Raw genomic sequence first — 6361 nt, forward strand, 5'->3', positions numbered from 1 at the left:
ACGGCGCTCGTCCTCAAACGCCGGACGGGCTGAACGTCGCGTTGCGCCGGCTGACGCGGGTCGGCGCTGCGCGCCTCGTCCTCAAACGCCGGACGGGCTTCATGTGGCGTTTCGCCGGCTGACGCGATTCGGCGCTGCGCGCCTCAGTCCTCAAACGCCGGACGGGCTGAATGGCGCCTTGCGTCGGCTGGCGCGTATCCGGGCTTCGCCCGGAGTCCTCAAGCGCCGGGCGGGCTGAGTGGCGCCTTGCGTCGGCTGGCGCGATTCAGCGCTTCGCGCCTCAGTCCTCAAGCGCCGGGCGGGCTGGGGGTGTCCTGTCTGCTCGTGTGGGCTGTCAGGTGGTCGGTTGGTGGATCGGGAACTCGTGTTGCCACTTTTTGTGGACGTACAGCTTCTCTCCGGCCACGTGCGTCACCGCCCAGAAGCCGCCGGACGGGGCGACGGTGGTGTCCTGCGGGAGTCTGGCGAGTACACGGCGTGGCGTTATCGAGAAGGTGAGCTTGCCGTACTCGAGCAGGAGCAGGGCCTGGTCCGTGCGGACGATGACGCGGCGCGTGACCAGTGAGGCGACGAGCAGTCCGCAGAGCAGGCCGCCCAGGGCGCCGCCCACCTTGAACACCAGCATGCTGATCGCCAGCAGCCCGCCGAGGAGGAAGCCGGCCGCAACCGGCGGCATCCCGCCCTGGGCCAGGCGTACGGACAGGACCGTCTCGCCCGGCTCCAGCAGCGGACGGCTGCGGTCGGCGACCTTCACGGCCAGCTTCTGCACCCTGGCGGACATCGCGCCCCATCTCCTGTCGTTCGTCGCACTCGTGTGCGGTACGGGGGGACAGCGTAGGGGGGAGCGGGTGCCGCGCACCAGAGGTGCGGGAAGGCGGGGTCAGCGGGTGCGCAGGCCCTCGAACGCCAGGGTCAGGAGGCGGTCGGAGAGGTCCGTGTCCTCCGGGGACTTCACGGCCGCCTTCTCCGTCGCGTACGCGAGGGCGTTCGCGATGCGCAGGATGTCGAGGTAGTTCGCCGACGGGCTCAGCTCGCCCGAGGCGTGGGCGCGGTCCGTGAGGGTCTGGGCGTACGTCTTCAGGCGGAGGTGGCAGTTGGCGAGGCGGCCCTCCTCCAGCAGGGCCGACGACATGCCGCGGAACTCCATCGCGTGCTCCATGTACGCCCGCAGCCAGTAGCGCAGCGCCTGCAGCGGGGACTGCGACGCGTCGTCGGTGAGCCGGGAGGCCTCCTCGCCCATCCGGTCGATCTGGTCCTCGAAGACCGCCTCCATCAGCGCGAAGCGGTCCGGGAAGTGGCGGTAGAGCGTGCCGATGCCCACGCCCGCGCCGCGGGCGATGTCCTCCAGCGAGGTGTCCAGTCCGTGCTCGCGGAACGCCTCGCTTGCCGTGGTGAGCAGTCGCTCGTAGTTGCGCCGCGCATCCGCCCGCATCGGCCTGTCGCCCCGCGTCGTCGCCATGGGCACCACCCTTCGAAGTCTCCGCGGGCACCAGAATGCCATTGCGGAAACGGAGGCTGCCTCCGTATAGTTAGTGGAGGTTCCCTCCGTTTGCATTCTCCTGCTGGAGGCATTGCCTTGTCCACTCCTGTCCGCATTTCCGGGACGACCCCTGCCCGCACCCGGCCGCCCGGCCGCCGAGCGGCCTCGCTCGCCCTCACGGCCATCGTCACGACCCAGCTGATGCTGCTCGTCGACGCGACGGTCGTGAACGTCGCACTTCCGTACGTAGCCGGCGATCTGCACTTCTCCGCCACCGGCAGATCGTGGGTCATCAATCTCTACGCCCTCGCCTTCGGCGGGCTGCTGCTGCTCGGCAGCCGGATCGGCGACCGGATCGGGCGCCGCCGCGCGCTCGTCACCGGTGTGCTCGCCTTCACCGCCGCCTCGCTGCTCGGCGGCTTCGCGCCGAGCGCCGGCTGGCTGCTCGCCGCCCGCGCGGCGCAGGGCGCGGCGGCCGCGCTCGCCGCGCCGTCGACCCTCGCGCTCATCGCCACCACCTTCCGCGAGGGGAGCGAACGGGCCCGCGCCCTCAGCGTGTTCTCCTCCATCAGCGGTGCCGGCGCCTCCATCGGGCTGCTGCTCGGCGGGGCGCTCACCGAATGGACGTCCTGGCGGTGGGTGATGTTCGTCAACGTGCCCGTCGGCCTGCTCATCGCCTGGCTCGCGCCGCGCTACGTCGCGGAGACCCCGCGTCAGGACGGGGCGTTCGACATCGGAGGCGCGCTCAGCGGGACGCTGGGGATGATGTCCCTGGTGTACGGCTTCATCCGCGTCGCGGAGCAGGACTGGGGCGATGGCCTCGGGCTCACGGCCTTCGGGCTCGCGGTGCTGTTGCTGGGGACGTTCGTGCTGGTCGAACTGCGGGCGCGGCAGCCGCTCGTGGCGCTGCGGCTCTTCGCCTCGCGGGACCGGGCGCTGGCGTACGCGGCGATGCTGCTCGTCCCCGCGGGGATGTTCGGCGTCTTCTACTTCACCACCCTGTATCTGCAGCTCGGACTGCACTTCAGCCCGCTGCGCGCGGGCGCCGCGTTCCTGCCGATGACCCTGCCGCTGTTCGCGGCGGCGCGGCTGGCGCCGCGGCTGCAGGGGCGGTACGGGCCCAAGCGCGTGGCGCTGGCGGGGCTCGCGCTCAACCTGGCCGGCGTGGTGTGGCTGTCGCGGCTGTCGGAGGGCGCGGGGTACACCTCGGCGCTGCTCGGGCCGCTGGTCCTGATGGGCGTCGGCATGGGGCTGACCGTGATGCAGCTCAACACGCTGATCCTGGCGGGGGTCCTGCCCGGCGAGGCGGGCTCCGCGTCCGGACTGCTGCAGACGATGCAGCAGGTCGGCGGCGGGCTCGGGGTGGCCGTGCTGGTCACGGTCTCGGCCGGGCGGGCGTTCACCGACAGCGTCGCGGCGGCGTACGCCGGGGCCGCGGTGTTCGCGGGGCTCGCGCTGGTGGTGATGTGCGCGGTCCGCGGCGGCGGCGTACGGCGCGGCGCGTAGGTGACAGGGCGAAGGCCCCCGCCGTGGCGGGGGCCTTCGCCCTGAGCGTCCTGGGAGCGGTCCGCGGACGCTACTCCTTGATCTCGCAGATCGGCGCGCCCGACGTGAGCGCCGCGCCGACCTCCACCGACAGGCCCTTGACCGTGCCGGCCTTGTGCGCGTTCAGGGGCTGCTCCATCTTCATCGCCTCCAGGACGATGATGAGGTCGCCCTCGTTGACCTGCTGGCCCTCCTCGACCGCCACCTTCACGACCGTCCCCTGCATGGGGGAGGCGAGCGTGTCGCCGGAGACCGCGGAGCCGGCCTTCTTGACCGCCTTGCGCTTCGGGCGGGCGCCGCCCGCTGCCGCCGTACGGGCCATCTGCATGCCGAGGCCCGCCGGGAGGGAGACCTCCAGCCGCTTGCCGCCGACCTCGACGACGACCGTCTCGCGGCCCGCCTCGTCCTCCTCGGCCTCGGCGCCGGTGCCCGCGAAGGGCTTGATCTCGTTGACGAACTCCGTCTCGATCCACCGGGTGTGGACGCGGAACGGGTCGGAGGTGAACGCCGGGTCGGTGACGACCGCGCGGTGGAAGGGGATCGCCGTGGCCATACCCTCCACCTGGAACTCCGCCAGCGCCCGCGCCGCGCGCTGCAGCGCCTGCTCACGGGTGGCGCCCGTGATGATCAGCTTGGCCAGCAGCGAGTCCCACGCCGGGCCGATGACCGAGCCGGTCTCGACGCCCGCGTCCAGCCGTACGCCGGGGCCCGACGGCGGGGCGAAGCGCGTGACCGTGCCGGGGGCCGGGAGGAAGTTGCGGCCCGGGTCCTCGCCGTTGATGCGGAACTCGAAGGAGTGGCCCCGTACGGCAGGGTCGTCGTAGCCCAGCTCCTCGCCGTCGGCGATCCGGAACATCTCGCGCACCAGGTCGATGCCCGTGACCTCCTCGGTCACCGGGTGCTCGACCTGCAGCCGGGTGTTGACCTCCAGGAAGGAGATCGTGCCGTCGAGGCCGACCAGGAACTCGACCGTGCCGGCGCCCTGGTAGCCCGCCTCGCGCAGGATGGCCTTCGAGGCGCTGTACAGCTGCGCGTTCTGCGCGTCGGACAGGAACGGCGCGGGGGCCTCCTCCACCAGCTTCTGGTGGCGGCGCTGGAGGGAGCAGTCACGGGTGGAGACCACGACCACGTTGCCGTGCTTGTCCGCCAGGCACTGCGTCTCGACGTGCCGCGGCTTGTCCAGATAGCGCTCGACGAAGCACTCGCCGCGGCCGAAGGCGGCGACCGCCTCGCGGACCGCCGACTCGTACAGCTCCGGGACCTCTTCGAGCGTACGGGCGACCTTCAGGCCGCGGCCGCCGCCGCCGAAGGCCGCCTTGATGGCGATCGGCAGGCCGTGCTCGGTGGCGAAGGCGACGACCTCGTCCGCGCCGGAGACCGGATCCGGGGTGCCGGCCACCAGCGGCGCGCCGGCGCGCTGCGCGATGTGCCGGGCGGCGACCTTGTCGCCGAGGTCGCGGATGGCCTGCGGGGGCGGGCCGATCCAGGTCAGGCCCGCGTCGAGCACGGCCTGGGCGAAGTCGGCGTTCTCCGACAGGAAGCCGTAACCGGGGTGGACGGCGTCCGCCCCCGAGTCCGCGGCGGCCTTCAGGACCTTGGCCATGTCCAGATAGCTGGTGGCCGGGGTGTCACCGCCCAGCGCGAACGCCTCGTCGGCGGCGCGGACATGCAGCGCGTCCCGGTCCGGATCCGCGTAGACGGCGACACTCGCGATGCCGGCGTCGCGGCAGGCTCGGGCGACCCGGACAGCGATTTCGCCACGGTTGGCGATGAGCACCTTGCGCACGTTGGCTCCCTCCTTGGAACATCCGTGATTTTAGGTAGTGGGGACACACCGCGCCGAGGCGGGCCAGGGGGTGAGCTTGCCCACACGGAGGGTGAACCGGGTCCCTATCGTTGCCCTAAAACCCCCGAGTTTCCAAGGTACGCCGCCTGGGCGTACGGCTGCTCGGGGAGGATGTGTGGGCAAGGTCTCCTGGTGTACGAGCGAGGGGCCGGGGATGCGTTTTGTGGGATCCCTACTAAGGCCGGGGGGAATCTTTGCCGGGTGACTTCTCCACGTGCGCGACCCTTGCCGCGGGCGTTACCCGTTAGTAGCGTTCTGGACTAGGAGATACCAGGGGTAACAGGGGGTTCAGGTGGGGATCAGGCGGGCCGTGGCACTGGCCGCCGGCGGGGCGCTGATGCTGGAGGGCATCGCGATCGCCGGGGTCCAGCTGGTGATGGCGGAGTTCCTCGACGGACAGAACATGTCCCTGGCCGGGCTGGACACGGATCTGCTGGCGAACGGCATCCGGGGCGGCGGGCTGCTCTTCGGCGGCGTCCTCTTCGCGTGCGGGGTGGCCGCGCTGCGGATGGGCGTCCGGGACGCGGCGCCCGGGCGGTTCCTGCGGGCGGTGCTGATCGGGGTGGCCGTCGTGCACGGGGTGCTCGGCGCCGTGGTGGCGGCGCTCGTCGGCTGGGACGTGTTCGCCGTGCTGATGGTGATCCTCGGCCTCGTGGTCTTCAGCGTGCTGGCGTACGGCCGTCCGGGTGGCGCGGAGCCGGCGAAGGAGCCCGCGGAGCCGGACGAGCCGAACGGGCAGCCGCAGGGGCCGCCGGCTCCTCCCGCCCCCGCGGCCTTCTAGCGGGTCAGCGGGGCTGCGGCTCAGCGGCTCAGCGGGTCACACCCACAGGTCCGTCACCGACATGCCGAGCTCCGCCAGCAGGCGGCGGAACAGGGGCAGGGACAGCCCGATCACGTTGCCGTGGTCGCCGTCGATGCCGTCGACGAACGGCGCCGCCCGGCCGTCCAGGGTGAACGCGCCCGCCACGTGCAGCGGTTCGCCCGTCTCGACGTAGGCGGCGATCTCCGCGTCCGAGGGGTCGCCGAAGCGGACCGTGGTGGAGGCGGTCGCGGAGGTACGGCGGCCACTCGTCGTGTCGATGAGGCAGTGGCCGGTCTGCAGGACGCCCGAGCGGCCCCGCATCGCCTTCCAGCGGGCCGTGGCCTCCTCGGCGTCCGCGGGTTTGCCCAGCGCCTCGCCGTCCAGCTCCAGCACCGAGTCGCAGCCGATGACCAGGGCGCCCGCGGCCTCCGGACGCCCCGCCACGGCGGTCGCCTTCGCCTCGGCGAGCACCCGGGCCAGTTCGCCCGGCGTGGGGGCGGACAGCGCGTCCTCGTCGACGCCGCTCACCACGACGTGCGGGTCGAACCCGGCCTGCTTCAACAGCTCCAGGCGGGCGGGCGAGGCGGAGGCGAGGATGAGCTTGCGGTCAGTCATGGGGCCCAAGCTTAGGCCGCCCCGGAGCCGGCTGACCGCCGTCGGGCCGGCCGCGCCGCGGCGGCCGGACGCC

Annotated in this window: 6 protein-coding genes; 2 read left to right on the forward strand and 4 right to left on the reverse strand. The window is 72.4% G+C overall.

Translation table 11 applies throughout. The features are described 5' to 3' along the window. Window positions 1-334 precede the first annotated feature (334 nt). Together AB0M28_RS39490 and AB0M28_RS39495 are read right to left on the reverse strand one after the other, a co-directional pair. Window positions 335-781, reverse strand: a complete 447-nt coding sequence (locus tag AB0M28_RS39490; RefSeq protein WP_365415514.1) for a hypothetical protein — start codon at window positions 779-781, stop codon at window positions 335-337. A 99-nt stretch (window positions 782-880) separates the two neighbouring features. Next, window positions 881-1459 (reverse strand): TetR/AcrR family transcriptional regulator, encoded by a 579-nt coding sequence (locus tag AB0M28_RS39495; RefSeq protein WP_365415516.1) that lies wholly within the window; start codon window positions 1457-1459, stop codon window positions 881-883. A gap of 117 nt (window positions 1460-1576) precedes the next feature. Between AB0M28_RS39495 and AB0M28_RS39500 the strand changes: the two genes are divergently transcribed. After that, on the forward strand, window positions 1577-2986 hold the full coding sequence (locus AB0M28_RS39500; protein ID WP_365415518.1) for an MFS transporter: 1410 nt from the start codon (window positions 1577-1579) through the stop codon (window positions 2984-2986). Window positions 2987-3056: 70 nt separating this feature from the next. On the opposite strand, the gene AB0M28_RS39505 is transcribed toward AB0M28_RS39500, so the two are convergent. Further along, a complete protein-coding gene (locus AB0M28_RS39505) occupies window positions 3057-4811 on the reverse strand; it encodes a biotin carboxylase N-terminal domain-containing protein (RefSeq protein ID WP_365415520.1) in 1755 nt (584 codons plus the stop codon). Window positions 4812-5181: 370 nt separating this feature from the next. On the opposite strand from AB0M28_RS39505, the gene AB0M28_RS39510 reads away from it, so the two are divergent. Further along, window positions 5182-5652 carry a hypothetical protein gene (locus tag AB0M28_RS39510; protein WP_365415521.1) on the forward strand — a complete coding sequence of 157 codons (471 nt, stop codon included), beginning with the start codon at window positions 5182-5184 and terminating at the stop codon, window positions 5650-5652. A 36-nt stretch (window positions 5653-5688) separates the two neighbouring features. Here AB0M28_RS39510 and AB0M28_RS39515 read toward each other — a convergent pair whose 3' ends face one another. Then, entirely contained in the window at window positions 5689-6288 is a 600-nt protein-coding gene (locus AB0M28_RS39515) for a nucleoside triphosphate pyrophosphatase (RefSeq protein ID WP_365415523.1), read from the reverse strand. Window positions 6289-6361 lie beyond the last annotated feature (73 nt).

The organism is Streptomyces sp. NPDC051940 (genome assembly GCF_040680895.1).
Taxonomy (GTDB): domain Bacteria; phylum Actinomycetota; class Actinomycetes; order Streptomycetales; family Streptomycetaceae; genus Streptomyces.